This window comes from Mongoliibacter sp., assembly GCF_007692705.1.
Lineage (GTDB): Bacteria > Bacteroidota > Bacteroidia > Cytophagales > Cyclobacteriaceae > Mongoliibacter.
This window is the reverse complement of sequence record NZ_REBN01000128.1, coordinates 46,386-62,626: the sequence shown is the minus strand read 5'-3', so window position 1 is coordinate 62,626 and position 16,241 is coordinate 46,386. Positions and strand designations below refer to the sequence as shown.

At 39.6% G+C, this 16,241-nt stretch carries 13 protein-coding genes; 9 read left to right on the top strand and 4 right to left on the bottom strand.

Translation table 11 applies throughout. The features are described 5' to 3' along the window. Positions 1 to 60: 60 nt before the first annotated feature. Positions 61 to 957, bottom strand: coding sequence for a mechanosensitive ion channel domain-containing protein (locus EA341_RS06995; protein WP_293012552.1), 897 nt, complete (start codon positions 955 to 957; stop codon positions 61 to 63). A 270-nt stretch (positions 958 to 1,227) separates the two neighbouring features. On the opposite strand from EA341_RS06995, the gene EA341_RS06990 reads away from it, so the two are divergent. Continuing rightward, positions 1,228 to 2,025, top strand: coding sequence for a CDP-alcohol phosphatidyltransferase family protein (locus tag EA341_RS06990; protein ID WP_293012551.1), 798 nt, complete (start codon positions 1,228 to 1,230; stop codon positions 2,023 to 2,025). A 257-nt stretch (positions 2,026 to 2,282) separates the two neighbouring features. Then, positions 2,283 to 5,231, top strand: coding sequence for a PHP domain-containing protein (locus tag EA341_RS06985; RefSeq protein ID WP_293012550.1), 2,949 nt, complete (start codon positions 2,283 to 2,285; stop codon positions 5,229 to 5,231). A gap of 200 nt (positions 5,232 to 5,431) precedes the next feature. On the opposite strand, the gene EA341_RS06980 is transcribed toward EA341_RS06985, so the two are convergent. Further along, entirely contained in the window at positions 5,432 to 6,766 is a 1,335-nt protein-coding gene (locus tag EA341_RS06980; RefSeq protein WP_293012549.1) for an amidohydrolase family protein, read from the bottom strand. A 159-nt stretch (positions 6,767 to 6,925) separates the two neighbouring features. On the opposite strand from EA341_RS06980, the gene EA341_RS06975 reads away from it, so the two are divergent. Together EA341_RS06975 and EA341_RS06970 are read left to right on the top strand one after the other, a co-directional pair. Next, the gene (locus tag EA341_RS06975) at positions 6,926 to 7,702 is read left to right on the top strand and encodes a hypothetical protein (protein ID WP_293012547.1); all 777 of its coding nucleotides are present in this window, start codon (positions 6,926 to 6,928) and stop codon (positions 7,700 to 7,702) included. Between the two features lie 503 nt (positions 7,703 to 8,205). Further along, on the top strand, positions 8,206 to 8,820 hold the full coding sequence (locus EA341_RS06970) for an NAD(P)-binding domain-containing protein (protein ID WP_293012545.1): 615 nt from the start codon (positions 8,206 to 8,208) through the stop codon (positions 8,818 to 8,820). Positions 8,821 to 8,835: 15 nt separating this feature from the next. On the opposite strand, the gene EA341_RS06965 is transcribed toward EA341_RS06970, so the two are convergent. Then, a complete protein-coding gene (locus tag EA341_RS06965; RefSeq protein ID WP_293012543.1) occupies positions 8,836 to 9,243 on the bottom strand; it encodes a group III truncated hemoglobin in 408 nt (135 codons plus the stop codon). Continuing rightward, positions 9,230 to 10,483: an ectonucleotide pyrophosphatase/phosphodiesterase gene (locus EA341_RS06960; protein WP_293012542.1), complete on the bottom strand. Its 1,254-nt coding sequence runs from the start codon at positions 10,481 to 10,483 to the stop codon at positions 9,230 to 9,232. The genes EA341_RS06965 and EA341_RS06960 overlap by 14 nt, the downstream gene beginning before the upstream one ends. A gap of 260 nt (positions 10,484 to 10,743) precedes the next feature. Here EA341_RS06960 and EA341_RS06955 point away from each other — a divergent pair, with 260 nt between their 5' ends. The 5 genes from EA341_RS06955 to lpxB all read left to right on the top strand — a co-directional run bounded on the left by EA341_RS06955 (position 10,744) and on the right by lpxB (position 16,194). After that, positions 10,744 to 11,799, top strand: coding sequence for a sugar phosphate isomerase/epimerase (locus EA341_RS06955; protein ID WP_293012541.1), 1,056 nt, complete (start codon positions 10,744 to 10,746; stop codon positions 11,797 to 11,799). 110 nt (positions 11,800 to 11,909) lie between these two features. Beyond that, positions 11,910 to 12,536 (top strand): 7-carboxy-7-deazaguanine synthase QueE, encoded by a 627-nt coding sequence (locus EA341_RS06950; protein ID WP_293012539.1) that lies wholly within the window; start codon positions 11,910 to 11,912, stop codon positions 12,534 to 12,536. Between the two features lie 2 nt (positions 12,537 to 12,538). Then, complete coding sequence (locus tag EA341_RS06945) at positions 12,539 to 14,467, top strand: OmpA family protein (RefSeq protein ID WP_293012538.1); 1,929 nt, start codon at positions 12,539 to 12,541, stop codon at positions 14,465 to 14,467. 167 nt (positions 14,468 to 14,634) lie between these two features. Then, positions 14,635 to 15,054, top strand: coding sequence for a 6-carboxytetrahydropterin synthase (locus tag EA341_RS06940; RefSeq protein ID WP_293012537.1), 420 nt, complete (start codon positions 14,635 to 14,637; stop codon positions 15,052 to 15,054). A 36-nt stretch (positions 15,055 to 15,090) separates the two neighbouring features. Continuing rightward, positions 15,091 to 16,194, top strand: a complete 1,104-nt coding sequence (gene lpxB / locus EA341_RS06935; RefSeq protein ID WP_293012536.1) for a lipid-A-disaccharide synthase — start codon at positions 15,091 to 15,093, stop codon at positions 16,192 to 16,194. Positions 16,195 to 16,241 lie beyond the last annotated feature (47 nt).

Here is a 16,241-nt window from a genome sequence, read left to right as displayed (position 1 = left end):
CAGGAGGGAGAGAGATTTCCCTCAGCGGGGCCCCTTGAAACTTAGGTTTCGGGGGCTTTTTTATGAATCAATTCCCTTGTCCAAATACACTGAAGTGATAGGGTAAACAATCCTGATGTCACTTTCTGCTTTGAATTTTTCTAAAATAGCTTCAGTAATCTGGTGTTCCAGCACCCTCCTTTTTCTTGGATGGCAAAGATACCGTAACGATAGTTGTATACCTCTTTCATGGATTTTGCTGTACACAGTCGGAGTAAACTGCCCGAAGTGGATAAAGTGTTCCTTATGGGCTTTCATCATTGCCCTCTCAATACTTTTAAATCCATCCTGTAACAAATCATTCATGATTTCCCTGAGGATTTTTTGAGCCTTTTTGTGGTTTGAGTCCAGGCTTACATAGAGGTTTTGTTCATTCCATATATAATCAAAGCCTTGACTGTAATTGGCTTGTGCATCTGAAAAGACTTTTCCATTGGGAACATGCAAGATTCTTCCTGTACTTTGATCTGCATCAACCCAGTTACCTACCTCAAGGAGTGAAAACTGAAAAAGCCTTAAATCCACAACATCTCCTTTATGCTCACCAATCTGAATCCGATCACCTACATCAAAGGGTTTTCTCCAATAAATAAAAAGCCAGCCTGCGATATTCACAAAAATATCCTTCAGAGCTATAGCGATACCTGCTGACAATAAACCAAGAAAAGTTGTTATGGATTGAAAGTTACTGATCCATATATTCCCTATTAAAAGAAAACCGATAAACACCAGGGTGTATTGTGCGGTCTTTCTCCAGTGGTAAATTCTTTTGAGGTCTGCATCTTTACCTACACCTATCAGGTGATAGATCCCTTTTTTGATCAACCACAGTATAAGTATGATAAGGATGGTTTTGAAAATATTCCACCTTATTTCATATTCTACAATGCTGTTGAGGTATTCGATCCAGATTTCCATAGGCTAAAAGTAAAGCTAAGGAAGATTTCTTTTTAACAAAAAAATAGTCGCTTGAAGGTCTTGTGATATTTGCTTAATTATGATGTTTTCCAGGTTCTTATATTTTGAACATAGCATGTGATCCGAGACAGTAGCCAGAGGCAGTTTCGAAAAAAAGAAAAATCCTACACAACAATAAGCAGAAACTTGAGGTTATATTGCCATTCGTATTTCTAAAACAACCAAATCACCCAAAGTTTGCAAGGCTTTGGATGATTTCCTTCATCCCTAATGTCCAAATTACCTTCTGACAAGAAATTTATAGATGTATCCGATTATGGGAGACCATTTGCAAGAGCTTTTGTCAGCCAAGTCGAACATACCAAATTGACTCCTGTGCAGGTGACCTATCTTTTTGGTCTCAGTGGCATCTTTGCTATTTATGCAATTTTGAATGAGTATTATTTTGCAGCAGGATTTTTCCTAATACTAAAATCTATTTTGGATGCTGCTGACGGAGAACTGGCGAGAGTGAAAAAAACTCCTTCCTATACAGGACGATACCTGGATTCTATCTTTGATATTGTTCTCAATTTCCTTTTGTTCATTACAATTTGGTCTGTATCATCTTCCTCAATTTTAGCGACGCTGGTTGCCTTTGTTAGTGTTCAACTTCAGGGAACCTTATATAATTATTATTATGTGGTCCTAAGGCATAATACAGCAGGAGGTGAGCAAACCAGTAAGATTATAGAAGACAAGAGCCCAACAGCATTGCCAGGGGAAAGTCAGAGGACAGTCAATTGGCTATTCAATACCTACAACATACTCTATGGAGCTTTTGATAAGGCGATTTTTAATTTGGATAGAAATGCTGTTAAGACGGCTCCTTTCCCTAATTGGTTTATGTCGATCATTTCGATTTATGGCTTAGGCTTTCAATTATTGATTATTTCTGTCATGCTCACATTAGGGATGATAGATTTTATTATTCCCTTTTTTATTGCTTACAGCATTCTTTTATTGGTATTTATCGGGATTAGAAAAATCTTTTTAAGAGAGGTAGTTTCTTCCAAACGTTTCAATTGAATTTATTTTTCAGCTAGGGGAATTACCCTGCTGCGCTTTTACTAACTGTTCTAAAACTTTTACTGACAATTTTCTTCAGGGACTTGATTGGTTGTTGATTTATTGTTTAAATTATAAACACATAAATGTTAATAATATAAACAAATTTATCTCTCAGCGTAGCTATATGCTATAAATATTCTATATTAATCCTAGTTCGCTGACCGTAGGGAGGCATATTTCTATTTATATCACAAAGTCTATATCCATTTATATCAATGTACCTAAACTGCCATTCTTATTATAGTTTCAAATACGGCACGATGTCGGTAGCATCATTGATTGCAGAAGCGAAGGCTAAAAAGCTTGATGCCCTTGCCCTTACCGATATCAATTCAGTGTCTGGAGTCTTCCCCTTTATCCGGGAAGCACAGAAAAATGGTATACATCCCGTGATCGGCACAGATTTTCGCAATGGTGTGCGGCAACAATATATAGGCTTAGCCAAAAATCAGGAAGGTTTTTATGAACTTAATCGTCACCTTTCCCATCACCGGACCAAGGGAATTCCTTTTGGAGAAAGGGCTCCTGTATTCCAGAATAGTTTCGTAGTTTACCCTTTACCTTCCAAGTTTTTTATTCTCCGGGAAAATGAATTCATCGGTGTACATTCTTATCAACTCAACCGCATTATTAAATCACCATGGTTCAGACACAAAGACAAGCTGGTACTGTTACAGCCCGTGACCTTTTCCTCCAAACTTGAGTTCAATACACACCGCTTGCTGCGGGCAGTGGATAAGAATACCCTGCTTAGCAAACTCGAGCCGGAGGAACAAGGAGAGGTTAGTGACATGCTCTACAGCTACGCAGATATAGTAGGTCGCTGTGAGGGGCACAGTTACTTACTTTATAATGCCCAAAAACTCCTGGAAGCCTGTCAGTTCTCCTTTTATTTCCAGGCTGTCAAAAACAAAAGAGATGTCTTGGGCTCAGATTGGGAAGATTATGATTTCCTGAGGCAGGAGACCTTTAAGGGTGCTATCAACCGATACCCTGATCTGTCGCCTGAAATCAGCAAGCGTATAGAAAAAGAACTGGAACTGATACAGCAAAAAGGTTTCGTATCCTACTTTCTGATAAATTACGACATTGTCAACTTTGCCCAGCACAAAAACTATTACCACGTAGGCAGGGGTAGTGGGGCCAATAGTATTGTGGCATACTGTCTGGGGATTACTGATGTAGACCCTGTAGAACTTGACCTCTACTTTGAGCGCTTTATCAATCTTTACCGGGAGAACCCTCCTGATTTTGATATTGACTTCAGTTGGACGGATCGGGATGAGGTGACGCAATATATTTTTGACAAATACAACAAAGAGGGACAGGAACATGTGGCCTTACTGGGTTCCTATAGTACCTTTCAGGCCAACTCCATGCTGCGGGAACTCGGGAAGGTTTTTGGACTGCCCAAAACAGAAATTGAATCCCTGATTTACCACGCAGGTAAATCCGAGTACATTCCAGATCAATATGGAAAGTTGATTCTCAAATACAGTCAGGTCTTGCATGGCATGCCTTCCCACCTGACCATCCATGCCTGTGGTATCTTGATTTCCCACAAGCCCATACACTATTACACAGCCACAGAAATGCCCCCCAAAGGATTTCCACTTGCTCATATTGATATGCATATTGCAGAGGATATTGGTCTCCATAAGTTTGATATTCTCTCTCAGCGTGGCCTGGGGCATATCAAAAGTGCCATTGAAATCATCTACCAAAATCAGGGAGTAAAGGTGGACATCAGGCAGGTGGAAAAATTCAAAAAGGACACCAAAATCAAGGAACACCTGCGGGATGGACATACCATTGGTGCTTTTTATGTGGAATCTCCCGCTATGCGCATGTTGCTTGCCAAAATGAAGGCGGATGAGTACCTGGAACTTGTGGCAGCAAGCTCCATTATCCGTCCCGGTGTGGCCCGGTCGGGTATGATGCGGGAGTATATCCTGCGACATGTAGACCCCGAAAGACGCAAGCAGGCCCATCCTGTGATGATGGAAATTATGCCTGAGACTTATGGTATCATGGTCTACCAGGAAGATGTGATTAAAGTTGCTCACTACTTTGCGGAACTCAGTTTGTCAGAAGCAGATGTGTTGCGCAGGGGTATGAGTGGGAAGTCCCGCTCGAAAGATGAATTCCAGCGGGTTAAAGATCAGTTTTTCAGTAACTGCCAACGCTTGGGAAGAGACTCTAAGATCACTACCGAAGTCTGGCATCAGATAGAGAGTTTTGCCGGCTACTCCTTTGCCAAGGGTCATTCGGCTTCTTTTGCGGTGGAGAGTTATCAGAGCCTGTATCTGAAAGCCTATTTTCCCTTGGAGTTTATGGTTGGTGTGATCAATAATTTCGGGGGCTTTTACCATACTGAATTTTACATCCATGAACTCCGGATGAACGGGGCCGATATCCAAGCTCCCCATATCAACGAAAGCGATTACCTGACCAACATCAAAGGAAAAACCGTTTATCTCGGTTTCGTACATATGAAGTTTCTGGAAAAAATCAGTGTTGAAAAAATCCTCACTGAGCGCAGGGCAAATGGGGACTACCTCGGACTTTCCGACTTTATTGGCAGGGTGGATATCAGTCTGGAGCAGGCATTGATCCTGATCCGTATTGGCTGCTTCCGGTTTACCGGGAAAAGCAAACAGGAACTGTTATGGGAGGCACATTTTATCCTAAACAAGCGAAAGACAGTCACTACGGGTAATGAGCTCTTTAAGCAAGCTGGTTTCCGCGAGTTGCAGGTTCCTGAACTCGAACCTGCGGATATCCGGCAGGAAATCGTGGATCAGATCGATATTTTGGAATTTCCTTTGGATTCTCCTTTTCATTTGGTCAAGGACCAAACTGTGCCCAGTATCAAAGCGAGGGATTTAAAACAATGCCTAGGTAAATCTGTACAAATCATCGGTTATCTAGTGACCATCAAGTATACCCGCACGGTAAAGGGTGATGTGATGAATTTCGGGACTTTTATAGATAGGGAGGGAGATTGGATAGATACCGTGCATTTTCCTCCTGTGGTCAAAAAGCATCCCTTCAAAGGCAAAGGTATCTACCTCATAAAAGGCAAAGTAACGCAGGAATTTGACTTTTATAGCATAGAGGTGGAGAGTTGCGAGCGGATGGCGTATTGGAATGCGACTGATTAGGGGGGTAGGGGGTGGTTTAAGACTTAGTCTTGGACCATTTCAGTGGCAGTCTTCAGACTGCTTTTGTACAGTCTGAAGACTGTTACGTTTTTGGTCCAAGCCTGAATACTTGAACCATTCGCCAAAAATTGCAACTATGAAACTTAAAAGCTAAATTATGAAGTATTTTTCCACCAAAAACTTTTTCAAAATGAGCAGAATCAATCCATCATATTTTTATATACTTTCCCATCCTTCATAATCACCACAAACTTTTCTGCAGGATTGGCAATCAAGGAAAGGTCAGTCAAAGGATCTCCATCCACCAAAATCAAATCTGCCAAGGCACCTTCTTCCACTACTCCCAATTTACCTTGGTATGGACTTCTCAACCCTGAAAGTTGTAGTAATTCCGCATTGTCATGGGTGACCATTTTCAGGATTTCAGCATTGCTGAACCATGGTTGCAGCTTCAGTATAAATTCGTTTTGTCTGTCATTGAGCTCAGGTTCGAACAGAAAATCAGTTCCCCAAGCCAATTTTAATTTAAGTTTTTTTGCCATCGGCCAGACTTTAGATTGTCCCTCCAGTACAGGTTTTCTCTTCTCAATTCTCTGAGGATCCATATTAGGGGTGTTTTCAACCAGCATTTGCGTACTCAGCCACACTTTCTTTTTGGCAGCATAACGTAAAGTCTTTTGATCTAACAACTGTCCGTGTTCAATGCATTTAACACCTGCATCAATGGCTCTTCGAATGGCCCTCGGTGTATAGGCATGCACCATGACATAAGTTCCCCAATCTTCCGCAGCCTCCACGGCAGCCCGCATTTCGTCAAAAGTATATTGGGTTACATCAACAGGGTCGTATGCTGAGGAAGTACCGCCTCCCGCCATCAATTTAATCTGACTTGCTCCAAAACGTAAGTTCTCCCGAACAGCTGTCAAGACCTCAGCTCTTCCATCAGCTATAAATGTGGCATTGAATCTTTCAGCACGGGAGGGCTCTCCAAAAAATCTTCTTGACTTTTCATCAGGAGTCCTGAAGTCTCCATGGCCCGCCGTCTGTGAGATGGTAGCGCCTGATGGCCAAATTCTGGGACCTGTTATTTTACCATCATCTATGCCCTTTTTCACGGGAAAGATAGGTCCTCCTGCATCTCTGACCGAGGTAAATCCCCGTAATAGCATCTTTTCAGCATTTACGCTTACTTTTTCAGCAATAAGGCCTTCAGACATCATGGGCGACATCATTTCCCGCATGGTCAAGGCTCCAAATGCCATATGTACATGCACATCAATAAGTCCCGGCATCAATGTTTTACCCCCTCCATCAATAATGAGTGCTTCTTCCATACCTTCTGAAGATGCCGAAATGCTTTTGATTTCTTTTCCTTCCACAAGTACATTTCTTAATCCGGTTAAGCTTCCTGACTTTACATCAAAAACCCGTACATTTTCAAAAAGTACCCTATTATTGGACTGGCTATATATTTTGCCAGTCGCTAAAAAAAGAAATAAGAATAGTGCAGCCGAGAAGCAGGTGTTTATTTTCATAATTACAAAAGTTTTTATTAATCTAAGAAAAAGGACGATTATTTCTAATTCATTTCTTGATAAATTATGACTGAATATATATTGGCTATAAGTTTATGTTTTATTCAAATTTAAGATTGAACTTACCTGAATTCTCATATACCTCAAAAACTGTCGTTCATGAAAAATATCATTCTGTTGATTTTTAATACATTCAGTTATGCTGCAATGATTTACTTGAATTACCTTTATGGTGCAGGAGTTGGAGAAAGAAATTCAGTTGGAGAAATCAGCAACCGATATGAAGTTTTGATCACTCCGGCGGGATATGCCTTTTCTATCTGGGGCTTGATATATTTATTATTATTGGGTTTTATTGTCTACCAGTGGATTTCATTTTTCAGAAATCAAAATCAAAAATCACTGCTGCCTTCCTCCATTTGGTTTGGCCTTTCAAATGTACTCAATGGACTTTGGATTGTCGTTTGGACTTCCGAAATGCTGTTGGTATCAGTGTTGGTAATTTTCGCTTTATTGTTTTGCCTTATGGTATTGGTAGTTAAATTAAGGCTTGAAATTTGGGATGCTCCTTTGGATATCATTGCTTTTGTATGGTGGCCCATTTGTATTTATACTGGCTGGATTGTAGCGGCTTCTGTGGTAAACACTTCTGTTCTCCTTTACAGTATTGATTTGCTTTCAAACCCTGTGTTTTGGACATGCTTCATTATAATGGTTGCAACCGGAATATATCTTTTTCTTACCTTCAATAGAAACATGAGGGAAGTAGCTTTGGTGGGCGTTTGGGCTTTTTCAGCCATAGCTTTCAAGCAGTGGGAATCGGAAGTGTTTGTTGCCTATGCTGCGTTGTTTTTCGCTTTAATTTTGTTCTCAGCAAGTAGTTACCATGCCTTTAAAAACAGGAAAACAAGTCCACTGGCTAAAATCCTAAAATAAGATTTAAAAATCATAGGGATTTTATTTTTTGAAATTTTGGGTGATGAAAATGTTAAAATGTGTGATAAAAATTGACATTTACTAGAAAGGGAATGACAGATGGGGTCGTCATACTGAACGGGAGTTTCCGGAGGTGAAAGTCTGTCCCGCAGAATTGCGGGGGATCTCCAACCTTTTAAACTATTCCCCCCCCCCCAAATCATCGTGGCAGGCTTCCGCTGCAATCAGGGTAACTGTCCCTACAAATCTGTCAATGGTAGTCCTATTCTACTAAATCTCTCTTCTTCTACCTGGTAATTAAGTATTTAGAAGACAGGTTTTAAAAGTAACTTTTTTGTATTCTATTCTTAAAAAATTGGTTTACAATAACTTAACAAACAAAATTTTGCTTTGATCAAAAATATACATTAAATTCCGTGATAAAATTTGGAACTTTGCTCTTCACCCTAAGCACCCAATCCACAAACAAAAGCAAGTTTCCACACCTTTTAAATTATGAATCAATGGAAATAGGAATTATAGGAGGTACAAGACTAGCCCTATACTTGGGAGATGTTTTGTCTTCCAGAGCGAATATTGTGCGTTTTGGAGTAAGAGAGGATTTTGAAGCAAAAGGAATAGAATGGAAAATCCTCAAAATGTCACCGGGAAAAGTCATTACATATAAAAAAGTGATCGAGGAGTCGGTATTTATATTGATTTGTTGTGAGAATGAATACTTGGCCAGTGTGACTGAAGAGCTTAAAGAAGCTGATTTGGAAGGTAAAATCATCATAGACTGCACCAATGCTTCATATACTGAGAATATGCCCTGTAACACTGAAATGTTGAAAACAGCAATGGAAGAGGGCTACCTTTTTAAAGCTTTCAATAATCTGGGCTTAGACTATCCTGTTTCGGATCCAATGGGGCTTGTCAAAGAAACATACTTTTGTGGTCCGGATATACCTGAGAAAAAGATTGTTAGCCGATTGATATCCGCTATAGGGTTCAAGGGGGTAGATGCCGGTAGTTTAGGTAACGCCAAATTACTTGAAGCCGTGTATCACTTAAGGAAAGAAATCAGCCTTCAGAAAAACGAAAACTTAGATTATCATTTTAAACTGATCGGTGTTTAGTGAATAGTATTTACGCTAATTTTTTTCAATTCTACCTTCCATAATCCTGAAAAATAAAATATGTGCCATTCTACGGGCATGTTCTTTCGCGAAATCTGTATTTTTCCCCATGTAGTAAGTATCTAGGGTACTGAACCAGAGTTCAAGCCAATGTCCAAAATGAGCCTGCTGAATACTGTTTCCTGTGGATCTATCTACTTCCTTATGAACAGGAACTGGATTGAATTTACCGGCACCTGGACCCGAGTTTAAGATAACTATTTCCCAAAAATCAGTTAGTCTTTCCAAATGAACCTCCCAGTCATCAATTACAGTATTAAAAATTGGTCCTAACACTTCATGTTGGCGTATTCGGGTATAAAAGCTTCTTACCAAATGGCTAACATCCACGCGGGTCTCTATATCTTTTTTAATCTTCAACATTTTTTAGAATTTTCTCGAGCACTGCTAATTCCCCGTCAATATTCTCAGGGATAGGAAGGCCAAGTATACTACAAATCAAAGGGTAGACATGAAAGTTCTCAAATGAAGATATTTTATGGGATTTTTTGATCTGTGGTCCATTTGCATAAAAAATGCCGTGCATGTCCTTGTACTTAGGACTGTAACCATGTTCCCCAAAAACATTTGTTTTGAACATCGCTGCTCGGTTTTGGTACTTGATCATATCTGAGGTAGTAGCTAAATAGAAACCTAAATCGGGTAGAATCAATAAATCGCCTAACCTATTGCTGTAAGTTTCTGTGTTTTGATAATAATTTTCATCCTTAACTTTTACTACTTTGAAGGGCCCTTCAACTGAATTGAGTTTAAGATACAATTCTTCAAGTTCCAATGGATTATCCAGGTAAAGATGTGCCATGGCGCCATTGTTGACCACACGCGCATTGGTGTTTTTTGTGATTTCATCAAGGTTAAGTAAATTTTCCTTAGGAACTTCACTCATGCCATGGTCTGATACAATAATGACATTGATTTCTTCATCAAAACTTTTCAAACCCTCAAATAAAGCTCCAAGCTCCCTGTCAAGTTTGGAGATTTTCTTTCTCAACTCCAGGTCATTGTTCGGCCCATACCTGTGGCCGATATCATCCATGTCAGAAAAATACAATGTAATCAGCCTGGGTCTTTCATCTTCTGGCAATTCAAGCCATTCAAACACTTTGGAAATTCTTGTTAAGTTGGATATTGTCCCATCATAATTGTAATAATAAGAAGGCTGAACCCCTTGAACAGGAGCTTCTGTGCCTACAAAGAAATAGCTTGCTGCCCTGATTCCATTTTGCTCCGCCAAGACCCAAAGCGGGGTGCCTCCATACCAGTAACCATCCTCGACAATACTCCTATCATTGATGACATAAGTTTGATCTTTTTCTGGTTCATAAAAAGCGTTGTTGACCAATCCGTGGTTTTCAGGCTTCATTCCCGTGGCTATGGTGTAATGATTTGGGAAAGTCTTGCTTGGAAAAGATGGGATCATGGATTGTGCAGCAGTACCTTCCTGAATGAATTTTGAGATATTTTCCGGGGCAAATCTTTCGGTATAATCATACCTATAACCATCCAAAGAAATCAATATGACATAGGGCTTTTTTTCCTGAGCCCAAGCAAAGCTTGATGAAAGAATAAATAAAGAAAATAAAATACTAAGTATTCTTTTCATAATGATTTGTTTACGGTTCGCTAAAAGTATATCCTTGAGTCTTGCTTTACAATTTTATACTCTGCAAAGGAGAAATTCTTTTTCAAAAATTCCTCAATACCTTCTTTCCAGCCGACTACTACATGTTTCATTTTTTACTGAGTTCAGTTAAGTATTTCAATTTTCTTTTATAGTCACATATATGATCAGATGATATACAATTTATGTAAATTCATTGACCAAATCAGTTTTGAAAAAGTAAATATTCCACTGGTAAAAAAATGAGAGGGATTCTTTATCTTTTTGACAATATTCCAAATCAAACCCAATTAAACCATGAAATCGAGCCTGCCTACTGGACAGGCAGGCATGATCCCGTACCTACGGGATCACACACAGGGATGATTAAAAACCATGCGAAGATTCTCCCGAAAGTCGGGACAGGCTATCCCGATACGGGACAAGTTATGACCATTGAAAGAAATTATAATCATATGAAAAGAATAATAACACTAGTTCTGGGCCTCACATTCTTATTTACAGCCCAATTGCAGGCACAGGAAATAGCCCTGCAAATGTATAGTCTCCGCAACCAAACCAAAGATGATGTCAAAGGTTCACACCAATTGGTTGCAGACTGGGGAATCAAGTACCTGGAAGGAGGAGGCACTTATGGCATGAGTCAGGAAGAATACAAGAAAATGATTTCCGAAATGGGGCTTTCTGTGATAGGCGTTGGTGCGGATTACAACGAACTCAAAAACAACAATATTCAGAAAATTATTGATCAAGCGAAAGCCTATGGAGCCAAATATGCAACCTGCTTTTGGATCCCTCACCAAGGTGATGGCAATTTCACAATTAAAGAAACCCAGGAAGCCATAGAATTATTCAATAAAGCAGGTGCGGAAATGCAAAAAGAAGGTATAACACTTTTGTACCATCCTCATGGTTACGAATTCACCTCACACGGATCCGGAGTTTTGTTTGATGAAATGGTCAAAAACGCCAATAATTACAAGTTCAATATGGATGTTTACTGGGTGCAGATGGGAGGAGGAGATCCCGTAGCTTACCTCAAAGCTAATCCTGAATTATACCCACTTTTACACTTGAAAGACAGGAAAAAGGGGACTCCGGGCTCGAAAGATGGTAGAGGTGATGTAGAAACGAACGTAGTCTTGGGAGAAGGGGATATTGACATCAAATCACTTATTGAATTGGCGGTAAAACATAAAGTGGAATATTTGGTCATAGAAGATGAATCCACCAGATCTGTTGAACAAATCCCGCAAAGTGTTGCCTATATCAATAAAATCAAATCTCAGATCAAATAGAGGGATATTTGCCTCAGTTTTGCAACTGCTTAAAATTCCCTTAGCTTTGCAGTCCTTTTAAAAAATCAAATACCCAAGCGGTTCAATCACCCGCTTTATCAAAAATTGATATGGACAAGAAAGAAGCTGTTGACAAAGGAATGATGCTTCCAGTAATGGAAGCCTTTTATACCATCCAAGGAGAAGGGGTGCATACTGGCACCCCTGCTTATTTTATAAGACTTGGCGGATGTGATGTGGGCTGTGTGTGGTGTGACGTGAAAGAGTCATGGGAAGCCGAGAAATGGCCTATCCATTCCGTTCAAGAAATTGTCAATCAAGCCTTGGAATACCCCGGCCGGATGGTTGTGATTACTGGTGGTGAGCCTTTAATGTATGATTTGGGTCCCTTGACGGCTTTATTGAAAAAAGAGGGTTTTACGATCAATATAGAAACTTCAGGTGCGCACCCATTTTCAGGACAATTTGATTGGGTTTGTTTTTCTCCCAAAAAGTTTAAAAAACCACATTCGAGCATTTATGAGCATGCAAATGAGTTAAAAGTGGTTATTTTTCATAAATCTGACTTTGATTTTGCAGAAAAACATGCAGATTTGGTAAATAAAAGCTGCCATAAACTCTTGCAGCCGGAGTGGAGTAAGTCATCCCAGTACTTGGGGAGCATCATTGAATATGTGAAATCCAACCCGGAATGGAAAATTTCACTCCAAACGCATAAGTTTATGGATATTCCATAAACATGAGGGTACTTCTTCTTTCTTTGGTTCTGATTTGTGTTGTCCAGATAAGCTACGGACAGAAGTATTCTATTATCGATTCCAGAGCTATCAAGATGCATGAGGAAGGAAATGAGCTTGTCCTTAGGCGTCAATATGCAGAGGCAATAGAAAAATATAAAGCTTCTATCAACCGGGAAGCCAATTTTTTGGAATCATATGTGAAATGGGGGAGGATTCTTTTGACCTCAGGCCGATCTCAAGAGGCATTGGAAGTAGTGGAAAGAGGTGAGAGACGAGCTGCCAAAGCTTCTGATCAAGTTAAAGGAGACTTCGGATGGCTCAAAACCCATATTTATCTTTCTCTAGGTCAGTTTCAGGAAGCACTACGGGAGTTTCAGGATGTAGATTTAATTCTGGCCAGTGAGTTCAAAAGGTCTCCCAATTACATGGAGACCAAAGAGCAAATGGATTTTTTGAACGAAAATCTTCAAAAGGAACTCGTCATCAAAAAAGAAAAACTTCCAGAGCCAATCAATGAGTTTACACTGCAGTATTTCCCAGTATTGACCGCCGATAGCCGTAAGATACTTTTTACCAAAAGAGATGGCACTCAGGATAACCAAAAAGAAGATATCTATGTGTCTTATTTGGCTGATGATGGTGAAAGCTGGACCCTGCCTGCAGGTATTTCAGAGAATATCAACACCTATTATAACGAGGGTACCTGTACGATCTCAGCTGATGGGAACATTCTTATTTACACCTCCTGCGATGCTCCGGATTCCTTTGGGAGTTGCGATCTTTATGTCGCTTATAAAGTTAACAACATCTGGCAAAGGTCTTCCAATATGGGGAAAAATGTCAATTCCCGTTCGTGGGAATCCCAGCCTTCACTTTCTGCAGATGGCAGAATATTGTTCTTTTCATCGAATAGGCGTGGAGGTTTTGGAGGAAATGACATTTGGTACAGCGTAAGAAATGATGACGGTTCTTGGGCTGAAGCAAAAAACCTGGGATCTACTGTCAACACACCTAAGGATGAGGTTTCTCCTTTTATTTACTTTAATAATGAAATTTTATTTTTTGCTTCCAATGGGCATAGGGGCTTTGGTGGTATGGACCTATTTGTGTCCAGAGTGGTGGATGGAGAATTTACCGAGCCTGAAAATTTAGGCTATCCTATTAATGACCATCAAGATCAATTCTCCTTGTTTATTACGGCTCAGAGAGATTATGCCTATTATACAGAAACATCATATGCAGAGGGAAAAGTAGAAAGATCATTCTTATATAGATTTAAATTTCCTGATGAAATTGCATTAGGAGAAAAGCTTATCGTTACCCAGGGTAAGGTGCTTAATTCCAAAACAGGAGAGCCAGTGGACGCCAAGCTGTCTTTGGTAAGTCTTGCCAACGACAGTACGATGTATCAATTTCGTTCGGATGGCAAGACGGGAGATTTTATGATGTTGTATCCCGACAAATCATTTTCAGGACTATATGTGGAAAAAGAAGGTTACCTTCCGAAAATTTATAATGTAGAAAGAGATAATCTCAAAGATCAAGAGTCCTTGGAAATTTCTCTGACACCGATAGGTCCCGGGGAAGAATTTGTTTTTGAAAATATCTTCTTCGATTTCGACAAAGATGAATTGAAACAAGAATCCATGAGTTCGCTTAAAAGGCTCAGGGATTTCCTTGTTACCAATTACAATGTCAATATATATATTGTAGGGCATACTGATAATGTGGGCAGTGCTGCCTATAATGAGAGCCTGAGTCTAAGACGTGCAGAAAGTGTGAAGCGGTATCTTTTAGAAAATGGCATTAAGGAAGGGCGCGCCATACCGGTCGGGAAAGGGGATAGGGAGCCAATACGGCCAAATGATTCTGCTGATAACAGGGCAATGAACAGAAGAATTACCATTTCTATTCAGGAAAATTTTTGATACCAATTTATTTTAAATTGGGCACCAAACCAGAAAGGTCTTTTGAGTTTGTTTTGATTTTTTAAATTATCTCAGGAAGAGACCTGTCAGGTTTTATTTCTCATTTGAAGTAAGACTATCAATTCCTCATCTTTTTCCTTATTTTTGCCACTCAATTGAATAGAGTGATGATACACGTTTGCAGAAAAGAGCATTTTAATGCGGCTCATAAGCTTTGGAATCCCAACTGGTCGGAGGAGAAAAATAAGGAAGTGTTTGGACCTTGTTCCAATGTCAACTGGCATGGGCATAATTTTGAGCTGATTGTGACCGTAAAAGGAATGCCAGATCCTGAAACGGGATTCGTTGTTGATTTGAAGGCTTTGAGTGGTATAATCAAAACTTTGGTGATTGATAAAGTAGACCATAAGAACCTGAATATGGATGTAGAATTCATGTTGGGGAAAATGGCGAGCTGTGAAAATCTTGTAGTGGAATTCTGGAAAATTCTAGAACCTGCTATCAATGACATTGTGCCTCATGGGAGTTTGTACAAGTTAACGCTTTACGAAACACCTAGAAACTTTGTAGAATACTATGGTGAATAAGCACTCAGCTTATTTATTTTTTTAATTACATATATTATGAAATATTATCTCATTTGCGGAGAGCGCTCCGGGGACCTACATAGTTCCAATTTAATTCAGTCCATCAAGGAACTGGATCCGGAAGCTTCATTTCGTGGAATGGGCGGAGATTATTCTTCCAATGCAGGCCTTGAGCTTGTAGCCCATTATCAGGATGTATCCGTGATGGGTTTCATAGAGGTATTGCTTGGATTCAGAAAAGTATTGAAACACTTGGCTTTAATCAAAAAGGATTTACTAAAATTTAAGCCAGATGCTTTGATATTGGTGGATTTCGGTGGGTTCAATATGAAGATTGCTGCCTTTGCTAAAAGTCACAATATAAAAGTTCATTATTACATACCCCCAAAAGTTTGGGCATGGAACCAGAGCAGGGCATTGAAAATCAAAAAGCATACGGATCATGTCTATTCCATTCTTCCTTTTGAGCCAGAGTTTTATAAAAAGTTTGGAGTAGAGGCCTTGTATGTAGGTAATCCGCTTTTGGATGAAATATCCAAGTTTGAGCCTCATCCGTTTTTTCATCAAAAAAACGAATTGAATTATCAACCGATAATTGCCCTCTTACCAGGAAGCAGACAACAGGAACTGGATAAGATGCTTTCAGTAATGCTGGATGTGGTTAAGAAATTTCCAAATGCACAGTTTGTGATTGCCGGAGTGGGTAATCTAAAACCAGAAGCTTACCGACCTGCCATTAAAGCTGGTATAAGGATCGTATTTGATCAAACATATGATTTGCTGCATCATGCAACAGCGGCAATAGTTACTTCAGGAACAGCTACATTAGAAACTGCATTATTTAGAGTTCCCCAAGTGGTTGTCTACAAAACCAGCTGGCTGAGTTATTTTATTGCGAAGAGCTTGATTAGAGTTCCTTATATTTCTTTGGTAAACTTAATCGCGGATCAGGAGGTAGTAAAAGAACTGATTCAGCGTGGTTTTAACAGTAAAAATGTTGCAGAAGAATTGAACATGCTCTTATCCGATATCCAACAAAAGGCAAGGGTTTTGCAGGGTTACGATTTGGTGAAAAATAAATTGGGAAAAAATTCCTCTTCCAAGACTACGGCTTTTATTATTCATAACAATTTCAAGTGATTTTTTCGAACAAATTAATTAACGCCATGTTTTATTTTTGGTTAAGC